Consider the following 19,724-nt stretch of genomic DNA (forward strand, 5'->3'; position numbering starts at 1 on the left):
TCAAAAAACAGACACACATTAGTGTCAAAAAAAACCAACCAAAACCCCTCAAGGCCATGATCTAAAAGACTAAACTCATTCGCTCAATCTTCACTGTTCTCATGAACGAAGGACATCGTCGCTAGCAGCGCCGCCGCCCTCGTCAGTGAGCGGACTTATAGAGGACACCCAACGACATAGTCAACAGTGCCTCTGTAAAAAAATAGACATATTTTATAAATTATTGATTTCAAAAAGTATTTTGGATTAACCCCGCCCAACCACCCCGCCCCGCATAAAAAAGCCAATACTGGTCCTTCCCGATAAAACATGCGATAGGGTGATCCCATACTCTCCGGCACGTCTGAGCCGGTTATCGCCTTATAGAAAGAGATTGGACAATCCCGTGCGCGTTCTAGCAGAAGCCGTCATTCCTGAACTTCCCCAGTATTATCGTGGCAAGGTTCGCGAGAACTATGACTTGCCCGACGGCAATCGCATTATTATCTCGACGGATCGTCTCAGTGCTTTCGACCGTATTTTGACGTGCATACCCTACAAGGGCCAAGTGCTGACCCAAACTGCGCGTTACTGGTTTGAACAAACGAAAGATATCTGCCCGAACCATGTCGTCTCTTACCCGGATCCGAATGTCGTGATCGGTAAGCGACTTGATATTCTGCCAGTCGAGATCGTGGTGCGCGGATATATGGCCGGAACAACCGGCACCTCCATTCTGACGCTCTACAAAAAGGGCGAGCGCCAGATGTACGGTGTTACCTTCCCGGATGGCATGAAAGACAATCAGGTTTTGGTTGAGCCTATCATCACGCCCACCAGCAAGGAGTTCGATGGCGGTCATGATGAACCTCTCACCCCTGCCGAGATCATCGAAAAGGGTTTGCTGACGCCCGCGCAGTGGGAGAACCTTTCGGCTTACGCATTTGCGCTGTTCAAACGTGGGCAGGACGTTGCTGCAAGCCGTGGCCTCATTCTGGTCGATACCAAATATGAGTTTGGCACCGACGAGAATGGAACTATCATTCTGGCCGATGAAATTCACACACCGGACAGCAGTCGTTACTGGATGGCAGATACCTACGAGCAGGCTCTCCAGAACGGTACACGCCCGCAAAGTTTCGACAAGGACTTCGTCCGGGCATGGGTTGCCGAACGTTGCGACCCTTATAAGGACGACGTCCCCGAAATCCCGCAGGAGTTGGTTGCCCAAACGTCCAAGGTCTATATCGAAGCTTTTGAGCGGATCACCGGAGAAGCGTTCAGGCCCGATGACAGCGAGGCATCGCCCCTGGAGCGGGTACGGAAGAATCTGGAGCCATTTTTCCAGGGAGTGTAACGTGGCTAAAGCAAGCGTCCAGACATCCGCGTTGTCGAAAGCCGAAACGAGTGGGCGGCAGGTCCGTCCCCGTCGCTCGGGTGAGGAAACGCGCCGTGACATTCTTGTCATGACAGAGCGGCTTTTCCGCGAGCGGGGGTTTGGCGCCGTTTCTATCGCAGATATCGCCGCCGCGCTGACCATGTCGCCAGCGAACGTCTTCAAACATTTCAGCTCCAAGAATGCCTTGGTCGATGCTATCTTTCTGCAACAGATCCGATTGCTGGAAAACAAGCTCGATCCGCTGGACGCAACTCACTCCCCGTTCGAGAGGCTTCGGCATCTGGCGCATAGTCTGATGGAAAACCATCGACGTGATCTGAATGACAATCCGTATATTTTCGAAATGATTTTAATGACCGCCAAAAGAGAACTTGCGTGCGGCCGACATTATGAGAATGTGATAACAGAGCTACTCGCCAAGATCATTAGCGATGGAATAGAAGACGGAACCTATTCTGCGACGGATATCGACAGATCATCGCGTACTGCGCTTTTTGCTTTAACGAGTGTTCTGCATCCGGCTTTGATTGCACATGAAAACGTGGACATTTTAGCAACACGATGTGATGAACTCGTTCGCCTTCTGGATGCTGCACTGCGATATGGGATTGATAAGTGACGATATCGGCTGTACGTCACTTTGCTGAAACTGCCTGATCGTGTCGTGTCCGTGCATTCAACCAAACCGACTAAACATTGCAGAACCTGTATTTTCGTCTGCAACCGAATAGCAACCGAGATTTGACCGCTGATATGAGAAAAACGATGAAAAGACGCCTTACCCCTCTCTTCACCACATTGCTCATGGCAGGCATTCTTGCCGGTTGCAGCGACAGCGAAGAAAAAAAGGGAGCCGAGGCGCAGAAAAATCAACGTCCTCCCTCACCCGTTAGCGTCGTGACGATGAAGACGAGCGAATACCCGCTGACAACCGTTCTACCGGGCCGCGCCAGCGCATTCCAGACTGCCGAGATCCGTCCCCGTGTAACCGGCATCATTCGCGAGGTTCCTTTCAAGGAAGGCAGCGAAGTCAAGCAGGGTGACATTCTCTATCAGATCGAAGACAACACCTACATGGCCGAAGTTGCGCAGGCAAGCGCCAGCGTCGCCAAAGCAGAAGCCAGCATTCCAAGCGCCAAGGCAAACCTTGCGCGTTACGAGCGCCTCGTCAACAGCGGCGCGACGCAGATCGAATATGAAAATGCCAAAGTGACACTGCTTCAGGCGGAGGCAGATGTTGCGCAGTCCAACGCGGCGCTCGAGACGGCCGAAATCAATCTCGACCTGACAAAGATCCGCGCGCCGTTCGATGGCATCACGTCGTCAACAAATGTCAGCATTGGTAACGTGGTGACGGCCAACCAGACAACGGCCCTGACAACGCTTCGTCGTATCGATCCTATCTATATCGACCTGATCGAATCCAGCGCCAACCTCCTGCGCCTGCGCAATGCGGTGGCGTCCGGACGGCTGGCAGGTGAAAAGAACACCGACATTCGCCTGACGCTGGAAGACGGCACCGAATATTCGCAGACCGGTAAAGTCGATATGTCGGACATGGCGGTCAGCGAAACCACTGGCACCTTTGCCATCCGCGCGCTGTTTGAAAACCCGAACGATCTCATTTTGCCAGGCACCTACGTGCGCGCTACGCTCACAATCGGCAAGGAACAGGGTTTCCTCATTCCGCAGCGCGCCGCAACCCGCAACGCGGCCGGCGAACTCGAAGCAAAATTCGTTGGCGCGGAAAACAAGGTTGAAACCCGCGTCTTTCCGAAGAGCCAGCAATCCAACAATGCGTGGCTCGTCACAGAAGGCGTCAAGGACGGCGACAAGCTGATTGTCGACGGGTTCCAGTGGATTGCCAATGCTGCAGTCGTCAATCCCGTTGAAGCGACGATTGACGAACGTGGCATTGCCGTTCCTCAGCAGCAGGCGCAGCCGCCCGCTGCTCCATCGAAGTAAGCGTGTCCGTACCCGTGTCCGTTAGAGCTCGCAAAAAGTAAGGCGCAGACTTTCCATGGCCCATTATTTTATCCGGCGCCCCGTTTTCGCGTGGGTTATAGCGATTGTCATCATGCTTGGTGGTGCGCTGGCAATTTTCACGCTGTCCATCTCGCAATATCCGGAAATCGCGCCGACCACCGTGCGCATCAATGCGAGCTATAACGGTGCGAGCGCTGAGACGGTCGAAAAATCGGTTACGACCATCATCGAAGACGGCATGACCGGTCTTGACGACCTGACATACATGACATCGACGTCCTCGACCGGCAGTGCGTCCGTCACTTTGACATTCGGCAACAGCATCATGCCTGACATCGCTCAGGTGCAGGTGCAGAACAAGTTGCAGCTGGTCGAGTCCCAATTGCCGGATGTCGTTCAGCAGCAGGGCATCGAAGTCAGCCGTTCGACCTCCAGTATCTTGATGGTCGGCGCGCTGATCTCCACGGATGGCAAACGGACATCCGCAGATCTGGGTGATGTGTTTTCCACACAGGTCGAAGACCAGATCAAGCGCCTGGAAGGCGTCGGCAGCATCAATGTCTTCGGTTCGGAATATGCCATGCGGGTTTGGCTCGACCCGTTCAAGCTCAACAAATATCAGTTGACGACAGCAGACGTGACAAGCGCCATCGAAAGCCAGAACACTCAGGTGTCCGTCGGCTCTCTTGGCGCATTGCCAGCCGTACCGGGCCAACAGCTCAACGTCACCGTGACGGCGCAAAGCCAACTCACCACCGTTGCGGACTTCGAATCCGTCATTCTCAAGGTCGAAAAAGACGGGGCGGCGGTCCGCCTCAGCGACGTTGCCCGTATCGAGATCGGTCAGGAAACCTATGGCGGCGACTCGCGATCCAACAGCCGTCCGTCTGCGGGCTTTGCCGTGAACCTGGCGGTTGGTGCGAACGCTCTCGATACATCATCGCGCGTAAAAGCAGCGCTTGCCACAGCGGCTGGCGGTCTGCCAGAAGGCGTTTCGATTGAGTATCCCTACGACACGACGCCCTTCGTCCAGCTTTCCATCGAGAAGGTTGTTCACACGCTGATCGAAGCGATCATTCTGGTTTTCGTGGTTCTTCTGGTCTTCCTCCAGAACCTGCGCGCCACCCTTATTCCGATGATCGCTGTGCCCGTGGTTCTCCTTGGGACCTTCGGTATTCTGGCCCTGACGGGGTATTCCATAAACACGCTGACCATGTTTGCGATGGTTCTCGCCATCGGTTTGCTGGTGGATGACGCCATCGTCGTCGTGGAAAACGTCGAACGCATCATGTCCGAGGAGGGCTTGTCTCCGCTTGAGGCAACCGAGAAGTCGATGCACGAAATCACCGGTGCCATTATCGGCATCGCGCTCGTGTTGACGGCGGTGTTCATTCCGATGGCATTCTTCGGCGGATCGACCGGCATCATCTATCGTCAGTTCTCCGTCACCATCGTTTCGGCCATGTTGCTGTCGGCTGTCGTCGCCATCGTGCTGACACCAGCGCTCTGCGCCACGATGCTGAAGCCAGTCGATCATAAAAAAGAGAAGCGTGGTCCAGGAGCGTGGTTCAACCGCGTGTTCGGCCGCACCACGAATGGTTACGTCTCCAGCATCGGTTATTTGCTGAAACGCCCGGCACGCGTGATGATACTTTTCCTCGTCGTCATCGGTGGCTGCGCATGGTTCTTCACAAGACTACCAAGCTCATTCCTTCCACAGGAAGACCAAGGCGTCCTGCTGACAATCGTGCAGACGCCGACCGGTTCGAACATCGAACGCACGAATGAGGTGGTCAAACAGGTCGAGAAATACTTTCGTGAAAAGGAAGGCAACAATGTCGAATCCGTCTTTGGTGTTCTCGGCTTCAGCTTCACAGGTTCCGGCCAGAACAACGCGATGGTCTTCACCAAACTGAAGGACTTCTCGCTGCGCTCAGAACCTGAGCAACATGCTGCGGCCATCGTTCAGCGGGCAATGGGCACGTTCCTGTCCTTCCGCGATGCGCAGGTCTTCCCGCTGTTGCCACCGGCAATCCAGGGTCTTGGAACATCCAGTGGTTTCTCGATGTATCTCGTGGACAGTGGCAGAACAGGTACCGAAGCCCTAAGCGCCGCTTCCAAGCAGTTGATTCAGGAAGCGGGTGGAAACCCGAACATCAGTTCTTTGCGCTCCAACAGCCGAGACGAAGAATCGCAGATGAAGATTCTGCTCGATCAGGAAAAGATGGGCGCGATGGGCGTGGACCTTGCTTCCGTCAACCTCATGCTATCGACCATATTCGCGGGCCGCGACGTCAACGACTTCACGCTGAATGGAGAGTTGAAGCCCGTCTATGTTCAGGGTGACGCCCCTTACCGCATGCAGCCGGATGACCTGAAATACTGGTATGCCCGCAATACCAGCGGCGAAATGGTACCATTCTCGTCGTTCAGCGAAATCACCTGGGTCAACAGTCCGCCAACGCTTGCGCGCTTCAACGGCACAAGCGCTATCTCCATGGAAGGCGCGGCGGGTGCGGGCGTTGCGTCCGGTGATGCGATGAACGAAATGGAACGCCTGACAGCTGCACTGCCCGGTGGCTATACCGTCGCATGGCAAGGCATTTCCTATCAGGAGCGTCTCTCGGGTTCGCAGGCACCGATGCTGTATGCGCTCTCCGTTCTCATCGTCTTCCTTTGCCTGGCAGCGCTTTACGAAAGCTGGTCGATTCCGTTCTCTGTCATCATGGCAGTTCCGGTGGGCGTGCTTGGCGCTGTGGTCGCGGCTCACGTCTTTGGTCAGTCCAACGACGTGTATTTCAAGGTCGGCTTGCTGACGACCATCGGCCTTGCCGCCAAGAACGCGATTCTGATCGTGGAATTTGCCAAGGAGCGAATGGAGCACGGACTGAGTTTGATGGAAGCGACATTGGAAGCAGCAAAGCTTCGCCTGCGCCCGATTATCATGACGTCGCTGGCATTTATCTTGGGGGTTGTGCCCTTGGCAATCGCTACCGGCGCGGGCTCCGCTGCGCAGAATGCCATCGGTATCGGCGTTCTCGGTGGTATGCTTTCTGCAACACTCCTTGGAATTTTCTTCGTTCCATCGTTTTTTGTCGTGATTCGGCGGCTATCTAAACGTTAACAAACCAAAAATATGCTAGCAAAGCCGGGAGACGCTGTTAGAAATGTTGGAAATTACGAACCGCATTTTTGTCAGCACGCAGCAGTGCTCAGCTCGTTTCGACTGGTGTGTCACTTGCACCAAAATATTGGGATAACTTCATGCTGTCTATTCGCGCTACCATTCCTCTGACCTTGCTCCTTCTTTCTGGATGTGTTGTCGGGCCTGACCACAAGGAACCGGAAATCCAGCTTCCAGTAAAATTTGCGGAAGGTGGCAAAGCCAGCAATGGCGACGTCGCAACTGTCGCATGGTGGAACGCTTTCAACGACAGCCGTTTGAATGGCTATGTCTCAACAGGTCTTGCGCAGAACCTGACAGTTCTCCAGGCTATCGAGCGTATCAATCAGGCTCAGTCACAGATTACGGTTGCAGGTGCGGGCGCGCTCCCAAGCCTCACAGGCTCCGGCAGCCATACGATATCGGAGACGAAGGGAAGCCTCGCAACCGCGGACCGTCCTGTTCAGAACACGTCGAGCGGTGCGCTTGACGCGTCATGGCTGCTGGATCTTTTCGGCCAGTACCGCCGCTCCAAGGAGAGCGCCAGCGCGTCGCTTGACGCCGCTTATTCCACGGCGGACGTTCAGCGCCTGACGCTTATTTCGTCTGTCGTTTCCGCCTATATCGATGCCCGCTATTTTCAGGAACGCCTGGCGATTGCCCGCGCCAACCTGAAGTCTCGTCGCGAAACACTTGACCTGACGAAGCTGCAGCTGGAGGCTGGCGCCGCATCACGTCTTGACGTTGTTCAGTCTGAAGGTCTGGTCAACTCAACACTTGCTGACATGCCGGGTCTCGAAACCAGCTTCCGCCAGGCTGCGCATCGCATTGCCACACTTCTCGGCATGCCCGCATCATCCTTGGTCCTGGAACTGCAACGCGGCGCTCGTCAGCCGGTTGCCCGCAAGGCGCCGCTCACTGGCATCCCGGCTGATCTTATCCGTAATCGTCCAGACATCCGCGTTGCAGAACGCAACCTTGCAGCAGCGGTCGCGCAGATCGGCGTTGCCGAATCACGTCTTTATCCAAGCATCACGATCAGCGGTTCGATCTCGCCAAGCCTCGTAAACGTCGCCAATAATGGTGCGCGCGGAACATCGAACTCCTGGTCCTTCGGCCCAAGCCTTGTGTTGCCGATCTTTGATGGTGGCAGCCTGCGCGCCAATGTCGATATTGCTAAATCCTCGGCTCGCGAACAGTACCTGGCCTGGAAGGAAACGGTACTAAACGGTATCGAAGAAGTCGAAAATGCACTTGCCGCTGTTACGCGCGACAAGCAGACGGAAGACGCGCTTCGTAGAACCGTCAGGTCCTACCAGGAAGCCCTGTCGCTCGCGACAGCCAGCTACCGCGACGGCGCTTCATCCCTGCTCGACGTCCTCGATGCCCAGCGTCAGGTCTCTACCGCGCAGGCCAATCTTGCAACTGCGGTTCAGACGACGGCTCAGGACTATGTCCGTCTGAGCGTTGCGCTGGGCGGTGGTTACGCAGTGGGCGGCCCGACGACATCCTCAAACACCGTGATTGCAGCCAACACGCCAAAGCGCAGGTAGGCGAGGCGATCGCTCTGTAGAAGACATCAATCCCGCAACGAAAGTTGCGGGATTTTTTTTGTCTATGCAGCCAATAAAAAAGCCCCGGATCACTCCGGGGCTTTCTTCAAAGGACGATGGTCGCAAAAATCAGCTCTTTGCGCGCTCTACATAAGAGTTGTCTTCGGTTGCGATAACAACGCGGATACCGGCATCGATATGCGGCGGAACCATCGTGCGAATCCCGTTGGAAAGGATCGCTGGCTTGTATGAGGAGGAGGCCGTCTGGCCCTTCACGACCGGTTCGGTCTCCATGATTTCAAGCGTCACATGGCGCGGCAGAATAACGGCCAGCGGCAAACCTTCATGAATGGAAAGAACGCAGGTCATGCCTTCCTGAAGATAGGCCTTCTGGTCGCCCATCGTTTCCACGTCCACGACAACCTGGTCATAATTTTCCGGGTTCATGAAATGGAAGCCTTCACCATCTTCATAAAGGAACTGGAAGTTCAGGTCTTCAACGAAAGCGCGCTCGACCTGCTCGGTCGTGCGCCACCGCTCGGCAACTTTCACGCCATCCGAGATGCGGCGCATATCAACCTGCGTTACAGGCGTGCCCTTGCCAGGATGAAAGTTATTGGCGTTGAGAACGACGTAAAGCTTGCCATCGACATCGATAACATTGCCCTTGCGCACGGATGAGGCGATAACCTTGACCATATGATTTCCTTGTAACTCAATGAAATGCGTCGTAAAGGACCGCGCGGCAGCACTGACCCGATGGACGTTTTGTATGTTTTATGGGGCGCAACTACCTTAAATCCACGGTAATTGCCAGCCTTCAAAAGCCTCGGAGCGAAAACAGTGCCGTGGTTTTCGAATAAATCGATACCAATGCGGGGACTGCGGCAGTCCGAAATGTCTAATTTCGCCCGCTACTCGACACAAGTGATCGGAAAGAAAGCAGCAGATGGGCTCCAGTCTCGACACGACGTCTCCTTGGTGGACGCCCGATGTGCATCAGGATCGCCGCCCGTTTCTGATTGGGCGAAACGCCATCCAAGCTGCCATGCGCGGCTTTTTTGCCGCCAATGGTTTTCTTGAGGTCGATACATCAACCTTGCAGGTATCCCCTGGAAACGAGGCCCATCTGCATGCGTTTGCAACAACCGCCATAACAACAAGTGGCGAGCAGACACCGCTCTATCTGCACACGTCCCCGGAATTCGCCTGCAAAAAATTGCTGGCCGCCGGCGAAAAGCGGATCAACTGTTTTGCGCATGTTTATCGCAACCGCGAACGTGGACCTCTGCACCACCCCGAATTCACGATGCTGGAATGGTATCGCACGGGCGAGACCTATGAGACGCTGATGCGTGACAGCTGGCAACTGCTGGCGCTGGCCGCCGAAACCGCCAAGACCAAAACGCTTACCTATCGCGGCCACAGCGTCGATCCGTATCTTGAGCCGGAAAGGCTCAGCGTTGCAGAAGCCTTTCAACGCTATGCGGACATTGATCTGCTGGCAACGATAGAGGCTGATGGTGCAACCGACCACGAGCATCTGGCGACAATGCTCAAAGCGTCGGGCATCCGTGTTGCGGATGATGACAGTTGGGCGGATATGTTCAGTCGCGTCATCGTTGAGCGCGTGGAGCCGCAACTGGGCTTCGGACGCGCGACCATTCTGGACGAATATCCAACCAGCGAGGCTGCCCTTGCCCGCCGCTCGCCAAGAGACAACCGTGTTGCCGAACGATTCGAACTCTATGCCTGCGGCGTGGAGCTTGCCAACGCTTTCGGTGAACTGACGGATGCCGAAGAGCAACGTCGCCGTTTCGAAGTCGAAATGGCGGAGAAGCAGCGCGTCTACGGCGAAACCTATCCGATAGACGAAGACTTTCTCGCAGCGCTCGACGTCATGCCGGCAGCCAGCGGTATCGCACTCGGCTTTGATCGGCTGGTGATGCTGGCAACAGGCGCACCCCGCATCGATCTGGTGATGTGGGCGCCAGTCACGGATTATGGCCCATGACCGCACACAGCCTGAAATCCGCAGAAGACCTCTTCGATGCAGGTCTTATCGACGGCCCTACGCTGGAGCGCATTCGCCCTGTAACCGAACGTTATGCCGTGGCGGTAACACCTGCCATGGCCGATATCATCGATAGAACCGATGCCGCCGATCCTATCGGATTGCAATTTCTTCCACACGAGGACGAATTGCGGCAGACACCCGAAGAGCGTGCCGATCCGATCAGTGATGAGGCCCATAGTCCGGTCCACGGCATCGTGCATCGCTACCCCGATCGTGTTCTGCTGAAAGCCGTGCACATATGCCCGGTCTATTGCCGCTTCTGCTTTCGCCGCGAAATGGTCGGGCCGCAAGGCAACGGCACCATGACCAGCGAAGAGTTAGATACTGCCTTGGCCTACATAAAGGCACATCAAGAAATATGGGAAGTTATCCTCACGGGTGGCGATCCGCTGGTGCTTTCGCCACGACGCCTGACGGTGATCATGGAAGGCTTGAAGGCCATTCCGCATGTCAAAATCGTGCGGTTCCACACGCGTGTACCGGTCGTTGACCCTGATTGCATCAATGCAGCGTTGGTCGAAGCCCTGAGATCAAGCGGCAAGACAACCTATATCGCGCTTCACGCCAACCATCCGCGTGAACTAACAGAGGATGCGCGGGCCGCCTGCGCACGCCTGATCGACGCCGGCATTGCCATGGTCAGCCAGTCGGTGCTTCTGAAAGGCATCAATGACAACCCTCTCGTTCTTGGCGCCCTGATGCGCGCGTTTGTGGAGACGCGGGTAAAGCCCTATTATCTGCATCACCCGGATCTGGCACCCGGCACCAGTCACTTCCGGCTGGATATAGAAGAAGGGCAGCAAATCGTTGCCGCCATGCGTGGACATATTTCCGGTCTTTGCCAGCCGATCTATGTGCTGGATATTCCAGGCGGACATGGAAAAGCCGCCATCGGTCAGAATGCGGCGACGAAACATGCCGATGGTTGCTACTCGGTTTCCGATTTCAACGGCAACGATCACCTCTATCCGCCATCGACCGAATGAAAATCTCTAATAAGCGCAGTTTCCCAGAGCATTGACGGCGACCTGGCTAAAGAAACAAAAATTTCACAATTCCGCCCCTGTCCTGTCATCATAAAGAAAAATATTCTACCTATATTCATAATAATTGATTACGCCGCGAATCCGGAGTATCAGTGATTCAACTGGAGAGCGATTCTCTCCGGTATTCCGGGTCCACACCAATGCAGGGAGAGTGACATGTCAAAAATGAAACGTATTGCCGCGATCCTTGATCAGCGGTTTGTGAGTGCCGGACACACATGCACGTGTTCCCGCTGCTGTCGAATGTGACTTAACGGTCAACCCATCTTTAAAAATTCGATTCGACGAAATGCTGTGTGCCAAGCCACAGCGGGAGTATGTATGATGCAAAAGCAAGTTATTGAATTCGCTGGTGAACCCGTAGGCATCGTCGTACCCGACGATAACAGGCTGAAGTTCATTGCTGTAAAGTTTCACGTCCATGATCTTGATGAGCAGCGTTTCGACAGTGCCGACGATGTGAGGCTGGCTATTCGCAACCTCGTGCGCAGCCGCAAGATTGCTGAACTGGTCTGACAAGCGCTGCCAAAGACCCGATAAAAACAAAGGCGTTGCCCCTGATGGGACAACGCCTTTTTTAGTCAAGGTGGAGAGTGGCTAGAACGCGGTGAATGTCAGCGTCGTCAGCGACCGCACGATGCCCGGAATACCAGCGATATTGTCATTGACGAACTTGCCGATGTCATCGTCCGTGGAGAGGTAGACCTTCAGCAGGAGATCATACTCCCCACTGGTCGAATAAAGCTCCGAAACCAGTTCGGTTTTGTAAATGGCATCGGCAACATCGTATGTCTTGCCGGGTGCGCATTGAAGCTGAACGAAGATAGGCTTCATGATCTTTTCCCGTCATAAATTAGATTATTGGCCAAGGGTCATCATCCCCCGTGCATGTGATGCAGTATTGTCCGAGGCAGGCGCATGTTTCAAGCCTGTGTCTCGATTGCAGGTGAAACCGTCTTCCACAATGCCTGTGGAACCAATTGCAGGCCACATTCCACGCCAGCATGACGTGATCACGATATGTCGGTATTCATAGGGCCGACACGGTTGTAAGCTGCTCGTCATACGGCGCACCGCACACGACCTTTCCGCTTCCTGGTGATTACGATGTACAACGATCCACGCTCTCATGGCCTTTGGGAAAAAACCGCGCCACAACCGCCAGTCACATCACCGCTGGAAGGCCGTGAGAAGGCTGATGTTGTGGTCGTGGGCGGTGGCTTTACCGGGCTTTCCGCAGCACTGCATCTGGCTGAACGTGGCATCAAAGTCATTGTTCTCGAAGGCAAGGAGATTGGCTTTGGTGGCGCTGGCCGCAATGTTGGCCTCATCAATGGCGGCATGTGGGTCATGCCTAAAGAGCTGCCAAATGTTTTAGGCCCCATCTATGGCGAACGCCTGCTCGACCTTCTCGGCAACGCGCCTTTTCTGGTACGCGAACTGATCGAAAAGCACCAGATCGAATGCCAGCTTGAAAAGAACGGAACACTCCATTGCGCGGTAGGAGAAAAGGGACTGGCCGAAATCCGCGAACGTTGCAGCCAATGGGCCGCACGCGGAGCGCCTGTCCGGGTTCTCGACGCGCAGGAAACAGCCGACCGTATTGGCTCTTCGGCCTATAGCGGCGCATTGTTGGATGAGCGTGCAGGCACGCTGCAACCGCTTGCCTATGTGCGCGGCCTGGCACACGCAGCCCAAAAGGCAGGTGCAACAATCTACACCTCCAGTCCCGTCACCGACAGCCAGGCAAATGGTGACGGCTGGGTGGTCAAGACCGCAAGCGGATCGGTTCATGCTGACTGGATCATCGTCGCGACGGAGGCCTATAGCACTGGCCCCTGGAAAATCATGCGCGAAGAGCAGGTCTACCTACCCTATTTCAACGTCGCGACCAAACCTCTAGGCGACAATGTGCGGAAAACCATTCTGCCGAATCGTGAAGGTTGCTGGGACACGAACGAAATCCTCTCCTCCTTCCGCATGGATCAAGCAGGACGCCTCGTTTTCGGCAGCGTGGGCGCGTTGCGCAACACGGGTGCTGCCGTTCACCCCGCCTGGGCCAAACGTGCGATGAAACGATTATTTCCGCAATTGGGTGACATCGAATTCGAATGTGAATGGTACGGCCAGATCGGCATGACCGACGATTCGGTGCCACGTTTCCACAAATTCGCGAAAAACGTCGTTGGTTTTTGCGGATACAACGGCCGCGGTATCGCACCCGGAACAATATTCGGTAAAACGCTTGCAGCGCATGTAGCAGGCGATCTCGCAGAAGACGCTCTTCCTTTGCCGGTCACAGACCCGCAGGCCCGCAGCTTTCGCGCTTTGAAAGAAGCCTATTATGAAGTCGGAGCACAGGTCGCGCATTTCGCAGGAGAGCGCATCTAGGCATCAGCAGATTCAGGCTCATGCGAATGTCCTGATCGCGCCCATCGATATATCCTTGAAAATATAATGCCCGCCATCTAAACAGTTTCGATATATTCATGAAAATATTTCGCCAAAAGGGGCTAAATGGATGGGAATTCTTCGTAGCACTCTTATCAGAACCACTCTGGCAGCCATTATCGGCTCCGTCGTGGCGACCATTGGTCCATCTACACCGGCATCCGCGCAGGACAAGGTCACAGTGTTTGCCGCAGCCAGCATGAAGAACGCGCTTGATGCGGCAAATGCTGAATGGGCAAAGGAAACCAGAAACGAAGCCACCGTCTCCTATGCCGCAAGCTCGGCGTTGGCCAAACAGATCGAAGCAGGTGCGCCTGCCGATCTCTTCATCTCCGCAGACCTCGCCTGGATGGACTATCTCGCGAGCAAAAAGCTGATCAAGGAAGACACGCGTACAAACCTGCTCGGCAACCGCCTAGTCTTGGTTGCCCCCGTCGACAAAGCAACGCCCGTCGAAATCAAGCAAGGTTTCGACCTTGCAAAGCTGGTGGGTGACGGCAAGCTGGCCATGGGTGCGGTCGATAGCGTTCCAGCTGGTAAATATGGCAAGGCGGCCCTTGAAAAGCTCGGCATCTGGTCTTCCGTGGAAGGCAAGGTTGCCGGTGCGGAGAGCGTCCGTGCAGCGCTGGTTCTCGTTTCTCGCGGTGAGGCGCCTTATGGCATCGTCTACCAGACCGATGCCGCTGCCGACCAGGGCGTGAAGATTGTCGGCACCTTCCCGCAGGACAGCCACGAGCCGATCATCTATCCGGTTGCTATCTTGGCTGAATCCAAAAACCCGCTAGCTGCCGCCTATCTCGAATTCCTGAAATCGGCCAAGGCTGCGCCCTTCTTTGAAAAGCAGGGCTTTACCATTCTGAAGTAAGATCGATTTTCACGATCCTCATGGCTCCGGCAATCGTCTGAGCCATCCTATAATAACGGGAAATGGCATCTTGGACTGGCTCACTCTCAGCGCGGAAGAATGGACTGCGATACGCTTGAGCCTCTGGGTTTCCAGCATCGCGATGTTCGCGAGCCTGCCACTCGGCATCTTGATTGCGCTGGCGCTGGCGCGCGGCCAGTTCTGGGGCAAATCGCTGCTCAATGGCATCGTGCATCTGCCGCTCATACTACCTCCGGTCGTCACCGGCTTTATACTTCTGGTTACCTTCGGGCGCCGCGGCGTCATCGGCCAGTTTCTCGATCAGTATTTCGGCATCGTCTTTTCCTTCCGCTGGACGGGCGCCGCACTCGCCTGCGCCATCATGGCCTTTCCGTTAATGGTGCGCTCCATTCGCCTCTCGATAGAAGCCGTGGATTACAAACTGGAGGAAGCGGCAGGCACGCTGGGCGCTAGTCCTGTTTGGATATTCCTTACCGTTACCCTGCCGCTCATCTTACCCGGCATTATCGCAGGCACGATCCTCGCTTTTGCCAAGGCCATGGGGGAGTTCGGCGCAACCATTACTTTCGTCTCCAATATTCCCGGCGAAACGCAAACCTTGTCGGCGGCCATCTACACCTTCACCCAGGTTCCGGGCGGTGATGCGGGTGCGATGCGGCTGACACTGGTTGCCATCGCTATTTCCATGATAGCCCTGCTCGCCTCGGAATATCTGGCGCGCATTGTTGGAAAAAGGGTGAATGCGCAATGACACTGACGCTCACCGCCAAACATCGGCTGGGTGCCTTTACGCTGGACGTGGACTTCACCGCTGGCAAAAGCGTGACAGCCCTTTTCGGCCGCTCCGGCTCCGGCAAAACCTCCATCATCCGTATCATCGCCGGGCTGACGAAACCCGATCATAGTAGACTGACGCATGATGGTAAGGTGCTGGTAGACAGTGCAAAACGCCTGTTCACGCCATGCCACAAGCGTCATTTCGGCACCGTCTTTCAGGAAGCGCGCCTGTTTCCGCATCTCACCGTCGAGCAGAACCTGCATTACGGTCGCTGGTTTTCTGGCAATGCAAGCAGCGCCGCAGAAAGCGCAAAGATCATCGAGATGCTCGGCATCGGAGACCTGCTGAAGCGCCGCCCGGAAAAACTGTCCGGCGGGGAGAAGCAGCGCGTGGCGATTGGCCGTGCGCTTCTGTCGTCACCCCGCCTTCTGTTGATGGATGAACCGCTGGCCGCACTCGATGAGGCGCGCAAGGCCGAGATCATTCCCTATCTGGAACGGCTGCGCGATGAGTCGAAAATTCCGATCATCTATGTCAGCCATTCTATCAGCGAGGTATCGCGTCTTGCAGACCAGATCGTGGTGATGAAGGACGGCAGGATAGAGGTCGCAGGCCAGGCAGCGGACATCCTGTCGCGCACAGCTTTCACAGCCCAACTGGAACGCCGCGAGATCGGCAGCATTCTGTCCGGCAGTGTGGGAGGCTTCGATGCCGCTCACGGCCTTGCCACGATCAGACTGAGCAGAGTGGCGTTGCAAGTTCCCGCACCATCGGCGGAAGTCGGGCACCGCGTTCGCGTCCACATTCCAGCCCGCGACGTGATGTTGGCGACGGTCAAGCCCGAGGGGTTGAGCGCGCTCAACATTTTGGAAGGCCGCATCGCAGACATCGTGCTGTCGGAGGATGGCATGGCGATGGTGCAGGTGGATTGCGGTGGCGATATCGTTGCGTCGCGCATCACCCGCCTCTCGGTCGAACGGTTGGCGCTGGAGGCTAGACAGCCGATCTTTGCCATCATCAAATCGGCAGCACTCGATCCTTACTGATCGGAATGTCTGTTCGTCTCGAGCCAATCGAGGTCGGCTTTCAGTGTATCGTTCAGGCGCCGCTGCATGGCTCGATAGCGTTCAAGCAATTCCTGACCGAAGGCAGTCAAGCTTGCCCCGCCCCCTTGGCTGCCGCCGCGCTGGGATTCGATCACAGGCTCCTTGAACATATGGTTCAGCGCATCCACCAGCAACCAGGCACGTCGATAGGACATATCCATGGCCCTACCGGCAGCAGAAATGGAGCCGGTGGAGGCGATCAGTTCCATCAGCTGGATTTTTCCCCGCCCAAGTCTATCGCTCGGCGGAAAATCTATCCGTAGAACCGTTTTCAGCGGCAACTTCTGTTTTTGATCGCTCATTCGGCACCGGCTCCGAAATGATCATGCCAGGATTTTTGTGCGCCTTCATATGGCAATGCCGTCGCCTGATAAACACCCCGTGCGATGGCGCGGCTGACGACCATGCTAGCCAGGTGGCAAAGCTCTGCAAAGTCACTCGCAGCGCTCATGGATTTCTTGCAGGTCGCCGCCACCAACATGGTATCGCCATCACTGGCAAGGTGGGACGGCAAGATCGCACGGGCGAGCCCACTATGCGCCATGATCGACAGCCGGTGCGCCTGCGCTTTCGTCAACACGGCATCCGTCACCACCGCGCCGATCGTTGTTGCCGTCAGCGTTACGCCTTTGATGCGCATGGAAGTATCGGTGGATGAAAATTGCGGCGGCAATCCAAACCCGCCAAACTCGTTGTTACGCTCAAAGGGTGCCGCCCAAAAATGCTGCCTCGTTCCAACTGTCGCGGAGCCCATCGCGTTGACGGCAACTATGGCCGCGACCCTATGGCCGCCCGAAGTTACGGCGCTGGCAGAACCCAGCCCACCCTTGAGTGTTGCGGTCGTCGCGCCGGTGCCAGCCCCTACGCTGCCAAGCGCAAAGGGCTGGTGAGTAGCGGCCTTGAAGGCGTCATAACCCATCTCACGATAGGGCGAATGCAGGCCCCAATCCTTGTTGCCGCCATTCAACAAATCCATCAGGATCGCCTGCGGCACGATGGGAACGCGGGTCGAGCCAACGGCAAAGCCACGCCCAATGTCGCGAAGCCCGGATTGTGCGCCACCTGCCGCATCCAGACCAAAGGCCGACCCGCCAGATAGGACAAACGCATCGACCACCTCCACCGTCATGGACGGGTCAAGCAGTGCCGTATCCCGCCCTCCCGGTGCACCGCCAAGAACGGAGCCGGAAGCGATGGCAGGCTCGTCAAAGATAATGGCAGTAACGCCCGACCCGAGTTGGAGATCGGTGGCATGGCCGACAGCCACACCGTCGATATCGGTTAGCAGATTGTGCATGTCTGGGTACCTCGTGAGGCTCATCCCTGCCGGTATCCCGCCGTCATCTCATCTTGTCAACGGCTCAGGAAAACACCGCCGTACCGATAACGGGCGTTGAGGGCACCGCCATGTCGCGCGGTTCCAGCATGCCAGCAAGATAGGCCTCACGCCCCGCCGTCACCGCCTTTGCAAAGGCGCCAGCCATGATGACCGGATTGCCCGCACCGGCCACCGCAGTATTGAGCAGCACGGCGTCGTAGCCCAGTTCCATGACGGTCGCGGCATGAGATGGCCTTCCAAGACCGGCATCGACAATCATCGGCACATCGGAAAAATGAGCCCGCATCGACCGCAAGGCGGTGATGTTCAGTGGCCCCATGGCGCTACCAATCGGTGCGCACCAGGGCATCAGCACCTTGCAACCGGCATCCACCAGCTTTTCCGCCACCACCAGATCATCGGTCGTATAGGGAAAAACCTCGAAACCGTCGTCGCTGAGAATACGGGCGGCCTCCACCAGCGCAAAAACATCCGGCTGCAGCGTATCGTGATTGCCGATGACCTCCAGCTTGATCCAGTTCGTCTTGAACACTTCCCTTGCCATCTTGGCCGTCAACACGGCTTCCTTGGCTGTGTGGCAACCGGCGGTGTTGGGCAGAATGTTTCGGTCCAGTTCGCGGATCATCTCGAAGAATTGCCCTCCTTGCCTGCCGCCCGCCGTTTCGCGTCGCAGAGAGATCGTCAGAATATCCGTTTTACTGGCCCGCACCGCATCCGCCAGCACCGCAGGAGAAGGATACCGCGCGGTACCGAGCAGCAGTCGCGATCCGATGTCGCGTCCATAAAGTTTCAACATCGCCTACCCTCCCTGCATTGGTGACAGAACTTCGATCCTGTCGAATTCCTTCAATCGAAAATCATCGCGATCCTGCGCATGGACGAGATCGCCGTTGACGGCGGTTGCCAACCATTCGCCTTCAAATTCTAGCGCGGCCAGCAGGTGGGAAAGCCTTTCCGTGGCAAGATCATGCTCTTGCCCGTTGACGAGAATTTTCATGGGAAACCTCCTTTGACATCATGATATCGACAGCCTGCCGCGCCATGGCTGGCGAAAGCAGAAACCCGTGCCGGTGGGCACCGTTGATGAACAGCGTGCCGTTGTTCTCTCTGATAGCGGGCAGATTGTCGGCAAAGGCGGGGCGGATACCTGTGCCCGCTTCTATGATCTGCGCTTCACCGAAAGCGGGGTGCAGCGCATAGGCAGCGTTCAGCAGTTCCATCATCGAGCGTGCCGTGATCGGTCCCGCCTCATCCGTCTCGAGCATCGTTGCTCCCACCATGAAACGCCCCCCTTCTCGCGGCACGATGTAGAGCGGAATGCGTGGATGAAGCAGCCGAACGGGGCGGGACAGCGTGACCTCGCCGGTAGAGAGATAAAGCATTTCCCCACGCACGCCGCGAAGACCAGTAAGCTTGCCGGTCTGTGCCGCGCCGGTGCAATCGACGACGTGATCGAATGTGGTTCCATCTGGCGCGTCACCGCCGAAATGGAAGCCGGTACCCATCAAGACAACGCGTTCATAAAGTGCCAAGAGAGCCAAGCGTGGATCGAGATGCCCCTCGCCTTCGAAAAACAGCCCCTTACGGAAACGCCCCGCGAGATCGGGCTCCAGCGTAGCAATCTCGTCCTCATCAACCCATCGATAACCGGTCGTGCGAGAAGCAAACCGCGACAGTTCCGCCTTGTCCCGCGCAGGGGCCACAACCAGCGTGCCGTTGCGTTTGACCAGCCCCGGCGTCGCCTCATCCCACCAGTCGAGCGCTGATTGGCCAAGCGTCAGCACGGCTTCCTCGGCGCTTTCGCGCTCGCACCAAGGCGCCAGCATGCCGCCCGCATACCAGGACGCACCGCGCCCCGGTTGGTTGGCAAGATCGCAAACCGCGACCTCCATCCCATGGCGGACAAGTTCCAGAGCAGCCGTCAGACCGGCAACGCCTGCCCCTTTGACGAGAATGCGCAT

Annotated in this window: 19 protein-coding genes; 12 read left to right on the plus strand and 7 right to left on the minus strand. The window is 56.3% G+C overall.

The genetic code is table 11. The features are described from left to right. Positions 1-385 precede the first annotated feature (385 nt). The 5 genes from ATO67_RS05935 (at position 386) to ATO67_RS05955 (ending at position 8,080) form a co-directional block, all read left to right on the plus strand. Positions 386-1,336: a phosphoribosylaminoimidazolesuccinocarboxamide synthase gene (locus ATO67_RS05935; RefSeq protein WP_067645657.1), complete on the plus strand. Its 951-nt coding sequence runs from the start codon at positions 386-388 to the stop codon at positions 1,334-1,336. A gap of 31 nt (positions 1,337-1,367) precedes the next feature. Next, positions 1,368-1,997 carry a TetR/AcrR family transcriptional regulator gene (locus tag ATO67_RS05940; protein WP_245303879.1) on the plus strand — a complete coding sequence of 210 codons (630 nt, stop codon included), beginning with the start codon at positions 1,368-1,370 and terminating at the stop codon, positions 1,995-1,997. Positions 1,998-2,143: 146 nt separating this feature from the next. Next, positions 2,144-3,343 (plus strand): efflux RND transporter periplasmic adaptor subunit, encoded by a 1,200-nt coding sequence (locus tag ATO67_RS05945; protein ID WP_067645659.1) that lies wholly within the window; start codon positions 2,144-2,146, stop codon positions 3,341-3,343. Positions 3,344-3,398: 55 nt separating this feature from the next. Further along, a complete protein-coding gene (locus ATO67_RS05950) occupies positions 3,399-6,488 on the plus strand; it encodes an efflux RND transporter permease subunit (protein WP_067645660.1) in 3,090 nt (1,029 codons plus the stop codon). Positions 6,489-6,628: 140 nt separating this feature from the next. Then, positions 6,629-8,080: an efflux transporter outer membrane subunit gene (locus ATO67_RS05955; protein ID WP_067645661.1), complete on the plus strand. Its 1,452-nt coding sequence runs from the start codon at positions 6,629-6,631 to the stop codon at positions 8,078-8,080. Between the two features lie 129 nt (positions 8,081-8,209). On the opposite strand, the gene efp is transcribed toward ATO67_RS05955, so the two are convergent. After that, entirely contained in the window at positions 8,210-8,779 is a 570-nt protein-coding gene (efp, locus tag ATO67_RS05960) for an elongation factor P (RefSeq protein WP_067645663.1), read from the minus strand. Between the two features lie 250 nt (positions 8,780-9,029). Here efp and epmA point away from each other — a divergent pair, with 250 nt between their 5' ends. The 3 genes from epmA (at position 9,030) to ATO67_RS22300 (ending at position 11,719) form a co-directional block, all read left to right on the plus strand. Beyond that, on the plus strand, positions 9,030-10,094 hold the full coding sequence (gene epmA, locus ATO67_RS05965) for an EF-P lysine aminoacylase EpmA (RefSeq protein ID WP_067645664.1): 1,065 nt from the start codon (positions 9,030-9,032) through the stop codon (positions 10,092-10,094). Next, positions 10,091-11,143: a lysine-2,3-aminomutase-like protein gene (locus ATO67_RS05970; protein ID WP_067645666.1), complete on the plus strand. Its 1,053-nt coding sequence runs from the start codon at positions 10,091-10,093 to the stop codon at positions 11,141-11,143. Before epmA ends, ATO67_RS05970 begins: the two co-directional genes overlap by 4 nt. A gap of 384 nt (positions 11,144-11,527) precedes the next feature. Continuing rightward, on the plus strand, positions 11,528-11,719 hold the full coding sequence (locus tag ATO67_RS22300; RefSeq protein ID WP_082760186.1) for a hypothetical protein: 192 nt from the start codon (positions 11,528-11,530) through the stop codon (positions 11,717-11,719). A gap of 81 nt (positions 11,720-11,800) precedes the next feature. Here the strand turns inward: ATO67_RS22300 and ATO67_RS05980 are convergent, their stop codons facing one another. Further along, positions 11,801-12,037 carry an Lrp/AsnC ligand binding domain-containing protein gene (locus ATO67_RS05980; protein ID WP_067645669.1) on the minus strand — a complete coding sequence of 79 codons (237 nt, stop codon included), beginning with the start codon at positions 12,035-12,037 and terminating at the stop codon, positions 11,801-11,803. A 273-nt stretch (positions 12,038-12,310) separates the two neighbouring features. Here ATO67_RS05980 and ATO67_RS05985 point away from each other — a divergent pair, with 273 nt between their 5' ends. The 4 genes from ATO67_RS05985 to modC all read left to right on the plus strand — a co-directional run bounded on the left by ATO67_RS05985 (position 12,311) and on the right by modC (position 16,364). After that, positions 12,311-13,594, plus strand: a complete 1,284-nt coding sequence (locus tag ATO67_RS05985) for an NAD(P)/FAD-dependent oxidoreductase (RefSeq protein WP_067645670.1) — start codon at positions 12,311-12,313, stop codon at positions 13,592-13,594. A gap of 130 nt (positions 13,595-13,724) precedes the next feature. Continuing rightward, positions 13,725-14,519: a molybdate ABC transporter substrate-binding protein gene (modA, locus tag ATO67_RS05990; protein ID WP_067645671.1), complete on the plus strand. Its 795-nt coding sequence runs from the start codon at positions 13,725-13,727 to the stop codon at positions 14,517-14,519. A gap of 70 nt (positions 14,520-14,589) precedes the next feature. Beyond that, entirely contained in the window at positions 14,590-15,291 is a 702-nt protein-coding gene (gene modB / locus ATO67_RS05995; RefSeq protein ID WP_067645672.1) for a molybdate ABC transporter permease subunit, read from the plus strand. Continuing rightward, entirely contained in the window at positions 15,288-16,364 is a 1,077-nt protein-coding gene (gene modC / locus ATO67_RS06000; RefSeq protein WP_067645673.1) for a molybdenum ABC transporter ATP-binding protein, read from the plus strand. Before modB ends, modC begins: the two co-directional genes overlap by 4 nt. Here modC and ATO67_RS06005 read toward each other — a convergent pair. From ATO67_RS06005 to thiO, 5 genes are all read right to left on the minus strand, one after another. Then, positions 16,358-16,726 carry a winged helix-turn-helix domain-containing protein gene (locus ATO67_RS06005; RefSeq protein WP_067645674.1) on the minus strand — a complete coding sequence of 123 codons (369 nt, stop codon included), beginning with the start codon at positions 16,724-16,726 and terminating at the stop codon, positions 16,358-16,360. The genes modC and ATO67_RS06005 overlap by 7 nt on opposite strands. Further along, positions 16,723-17,721 (minus strand): P1 family peptidase, encoded by a 999-nt coding sequence (locus ATO67_RS06010; RefSeq protein WP_082760172.1) that lies wholly within the window; start codon positions 17,719-17,721, stop codon positions 16,723-16,725. The genes ATO67_RS06005 and ATO67_RS06010 overlap by 4 nt, the downstream gene beginning before the upstream one ends. A 64-nt stretch (positions 17,722-17,785) precedes the next feature. Then, the gene (locus ATO67_RS06015; protein WP_067645685.1) at positions 17,786-18,559 is read right to left on the minus strand and encodes a thiazole synthase; all 774 of its coding nucleotides are present in this window, start codon (positions 18,557-18,559) and stop codon (positions 17,786-17,788) included. Between the two features lie 3 nt (positions 18,560-18,562). Next, the gene (gene thiS, locus ATO67_RS06020; protein WP_067645687.1) at positions 18,563-18,760 is read right to left on the minus strand and encodes a sulfur carrier protein ThiS; all 198 of its coding nucleotides are present in this window, start codon (positions 18,758-18,760) and stop codon (positions 18,563-18,565) included. Continuing rightward, on the minus strand, positions 18,729-19,724 hold the full coding sequence (gene thiO, locus ATO67_RS06025; protein ID WP_067645689.1) for a glycine oxidase ThiO: 996 nt from the start codon (positions 19,722-19,724) through the stop codon (positions 18,729-18,731). Before thiO ends, thiS begins: the two co-directional genes overlap by 32 nt.

The organism is Agrobacterium bohemicum, from assembly GCF_001562555.1.
Lineage (GTDB): Bacteria > Pseudomonadota > Alphaproteobacteria > Rhizobiales > Rhizobiaceae > Agrobacterium > Agrobacterium bohemicum.

Coding starts and splice junctions, on each gene's coding strand:
- modC (WP_067645673.1), top strand. CDS start 15,288: ATGACACTGACGCTCACCGCCAAACATCGGCTGGGTGCCTTTACGCTG.
- ATO67_RS05950 (WP_067645660.1), top strand. CDS start 3,399: ATGGCCCATTATTTTATCCGGCGCCCCGTTTTCGCGTGGGTTATAGCG.
- ATO67_RS06005 (WP_067645674.1), bottom strand. CDS start 16,726: ATGAGCGATCAAAAACAGAAGTTGCCGCTGAAAACGGTTCTACGGATA.
- ATO67_RS05980 (WP_067645669.1), bottom strand. CDS start 12,037: ATGAAGCCTATCTTCGTTCAGCTTCAATGCGCACCCGGCAAGACATAC.
- ATO67_RS22300 (WP_082760186.1), top strand. CDS start 11,528: ATGCAAAAGCAAGTTATTGAATTCGCTGGTGAACCCGTAGGCATCGTC.
- ATO67_RS06010 (WP_082760172.1), bottom strand. CDS start 17,721: ATGCACAATCTGCTAACCGATATCGACGGTGTGGCTGTCGGCCATGCC.
- modA (WP_067645671.1), top strand. CDS start 13,725: ATGGGAATTCTTCGTAGCACTCTTATCAGAACCACTCTGGCAGCCATT.
- thiO (WP_067645689.1), bottom strand. CDS start 19,724: ATGCGCATTCTCGTCAAAGGGGCAGGCGTTGCCGGTCTGACGGCTGCT.
- ATO67_RS05985 (WP_067645670.1), top strand. CDS start 12,311: ATGTACAACGATCCACGCTCTCATGGCCTTTGGGAAAAAACCGCGCCA.
- ATO67_RS06015 (WP_067645685.1), bottom strand. CDS start 18,559: ATGTTGAAACTTTATGGACGCGACATCGGATCGCGACTGCTGCTCGGT.
- epmA (WP_067645664.1), top strand. CDS start 9,030: ATGGGCTCCAGTCTCGACACGACGTCTCCTTGGTGGACGCCCGATGTG.
- ATO67_RS05970 (WP_067645666.1), top strand. CDS start 10,091: ATGACCGCACACAGCCTGAAATCCGCAGAAGACCTCTTCGATGCAGGT.
- efp (WP_067645663.1), bottom strand. CDS start 8,779: ATGGTCAAGGTTATCGCCTCATCCGTGCGCAAGGGCAATGTTATCGAT.
- thiS (WP_067645687.1), bottom strand. CDS start 18,760: ATGAAAATTCTCGTCAACGGGCAAGAGCATGATCTTGCCACGGAAAGG.
- ATO67_RS05945 (WP_067645659.1), top strand. CDS start 2,144: ATGAAAAGACGCCTTACCCCTCTCTTCACCACATTGCTCATGGCAGGC.
- ATO67_RS05955 (WP_067645661.1), top strand. CDS start 6,629: ATGCTGTCTATTCGCGCTACCATTCCTCTGACCTTGCTCCTTCTTTCT.